We start from the raw sequence: 2,386 nt of genomic DNA, 5'->3' as shown, positions 1-2,386 counted from the left end.
GTAAGCGTCCGCTGAATCCCATACCTATTTTTTAATTTTGGTCGGATTTCCAGCGGTGTGGCAGTAATTCTTCTATTTGGGTCACTTTATGTGTCGGCAACCTTTTCAGAACATCACTTAAATAGGCATACGGATCCAGCCCATTCAGCTTTGCTGACTGGATTAATGTCATGATATTGGCTGCTCGCTGACCGCTGCGCAGCGAACCTGCAAATAGCCAATTCTTACGTCCCAACGCCCAAGGTCGCATCTGGTTTTCCACCCAGTTATTGCAAATCGGTAGATTGCCATCATCCAGATAGCGGCTTAAAGCTGGCCAACGCTTCAGAGTGTAATTGATGGCCTTGGCGGTTGGAGAACTCGATGGCACAGTCAGTTGATGTTGGTTAAGCCATTCATACAGTTGTTGCATCACCGGTTGACTATGCTGTTGTCGGTATTCGCGGCGGTCTTCCGCTGTACCATCGGTCTTTTTCCTGAGTTCTGCTTCTATCGCATACAGTTTCTGAATCAGCACTAAGGCCTGTTCAGCGACCTGACTTTTCCCGGTCACATGCAGTTCATGGAATTTACGACGTGCATGGGCCATGCAGCCCACCTCTATGACCTGGCCTGATTTAAAGCGTGCTTTATAACCACTGTAATCATCACAGACCAGATGGCCCTGCCAGCCTTTCAAGAACTCTGCAGCATGCTGGCCTGAACGACTATCCTGAAAGTCATAGATCACCGCCTGAACTGGATTGTACTGTGTAGTGGCATAGGCCCAGACATAACCTTTCTTCGGTTTTTTATCATTCTCACCCATCCGCATGATGGTGACCGGTGTTTCATCTGCATGCAGCACCTGCTGTTGTAGTACCACCTCTTTTAAGGCATTGGCCAGAGGTTCCAGTTCTACACCGCAGCGACCTATCCAGTCAGATAAAGTTGATCTAGAAAGTTCGATTCCCGCCCGCTGATAGATCAGACGTTGACGGTACAGCGGCAAATGATCGGCATATTTCGATACCAAAACATGGCTGAGCAGTTCAGGTGAAGCAATGCCTTTATCAATCACATAGGCGGGCATCGCTTGCTGAGTCAGGGTGTCACACTGATCACAGACCCATTTACCACGCACATGCTGTTCCTTATAGAACTGTGCCGGTCTGAAATGCAGTTTTTCACTGACATCTTCGCCGATACGACGAAGTTGGCAGCCACAAGCACATTGGGTTGATGCAGGTTCATGCTCAATACGGATGGTGTGTAGATGATCTGGCAGTGGTCGACGTTTAGGTTTATTGGTTTTGGCTTTGTGTGTCACTGCATCGGTTTTATCTGCATTCAGCCGTTCCAGTTCTAGATCAACCGCGGCAATATCTTCTTCAACCGCTTCATCCCACAGGTGGATTTGTTTTGCAGTGAGATGTTCGTTTTTACTGCCGAATTTGTGCTTTTTAAACAGCGCAAGTTCATGCTCGTATTTTTGATTGAGAATGGAAAGATGTTGAACTTGAGCATCTAATTGCTGATTGGATACTTCAAGATGCTGAACTTTGGTATCTAATTGTTGGTTTGATTTTTCTAATTCTTGATTTGATTGTGCCAGAGACTGATGCTGCATTGCCAACTGTCTGGTAAATTCCAGCAGTTGTTCATGGGTCAGTTGGCTTAAATCAGGCAGCGTATTCATGACCGCAGTATGCCTGAGGTCATGAGAAGAATGAAATACAACATTTGGAGAATAGCAGAATGGACCAAGCTAGTTTAGAGCATTGTGACCACTTGCTGTCGTCCAATGCGCTGCCAGGGCAAACCTTGGATCAGTGCCTGTAACTGTTCCGGGCTGAGGGCTACGCTTTCACCCTGGTGAACTTTAGCCCAGTGAAATTTGCCCTGTTCCAACCGCCGGGCACACAGCCAGATGCCCAGTCCATCATGTACCAGCACTTTCATGCGATGGCCACGTTTATTACAGAACAGGTAGGCGCAATGCGGTTTAATGTAGCCAAAGGCTTTCATAATCTGCGCCATGACCGTATCCATCCCTGCTCGCATATCCAGAGGTTGGGTAGAAAGCCAGATTTCATCAATGCGGATCATGTTGCAAGTGCCTTGAGTAATTCTGCTAAAGCAGATATTTCTGATACTTGCCATTTCAAGCCAATTTCTGCTTTTGAGTGGGGTAAAGTAATTTGAACCGTTAACATGTCAGTAGGAGTAGGATCTAATGGTGCAGAGCAAGATAAGGCAATAAATGCAGGTTTATTCGGTAGTGGTGAGCGATCATTCCCTGGCTTAGCATCAATTAAGCGAATCCATTTGGATACAAGATTTGTATTCAATCCATGTTGCAAAGCGACTGAAGCAATTGAAACGTCCGGTGCTTTACAAGCCTGAA

Annotated in this window: 3 protein-coding genes; all 3 read right to left on the bottom strand. The window is 46.5% G+C overall.

Annotated elements, in window-relative coordinates:
* Nucleotides 1-31: 31 nt before the first annotated feature.
* Complete coding sequence (locus L6C30_RS14450) at nt 32-1,678, bottom strand: IS66 family transposase (protein ID WP_236163415.1); 1,647 nt, start codon at nt 1,676-1,678, stop codon at nt 32-34.
* Between the two features lie 74 nt (nt 1,679-1,752).
* The gene (gene tnpB / locus L6C30_RS14445) at nt 1,753-2,088 is read right to left on the bottom strand and encodes an IS66 family insertion sequence element accessory protein TnpB (RefSeq protein WP_171489061.1); all 336 of its coding nucleotides are present in this window, start codon (nt 2,086-2,088) and stop codon (nt 1,753-1,755) included.
* Nucleotides 2,085-2,386, bottom strand: a 302-nt coding sequence (locus tag L6C30_RS14440) for an IS66 family insertion sequence element accessory protein TnpB (RefSeq protein WP_236163383.1), incomplete at its 5' end; no start/stop codon positions are given. The genes tnpB and L6C30_RS14440, both read right to left, overlap by 4 nt.

This window comes from Acinetobacter sp. KAM396, assembly GCF_021602765.1.
GTDB classification, from domain to species: Bacteria; Pseudomonadota; Gammaproteobacteria; order Pseudomonadales; family Moraxellaceae; genus Acinetobacter; species Acinetobacter towneri_A.
This window is presented reverse-complemented; position numbering and strand designations above follow the sequence as displayed.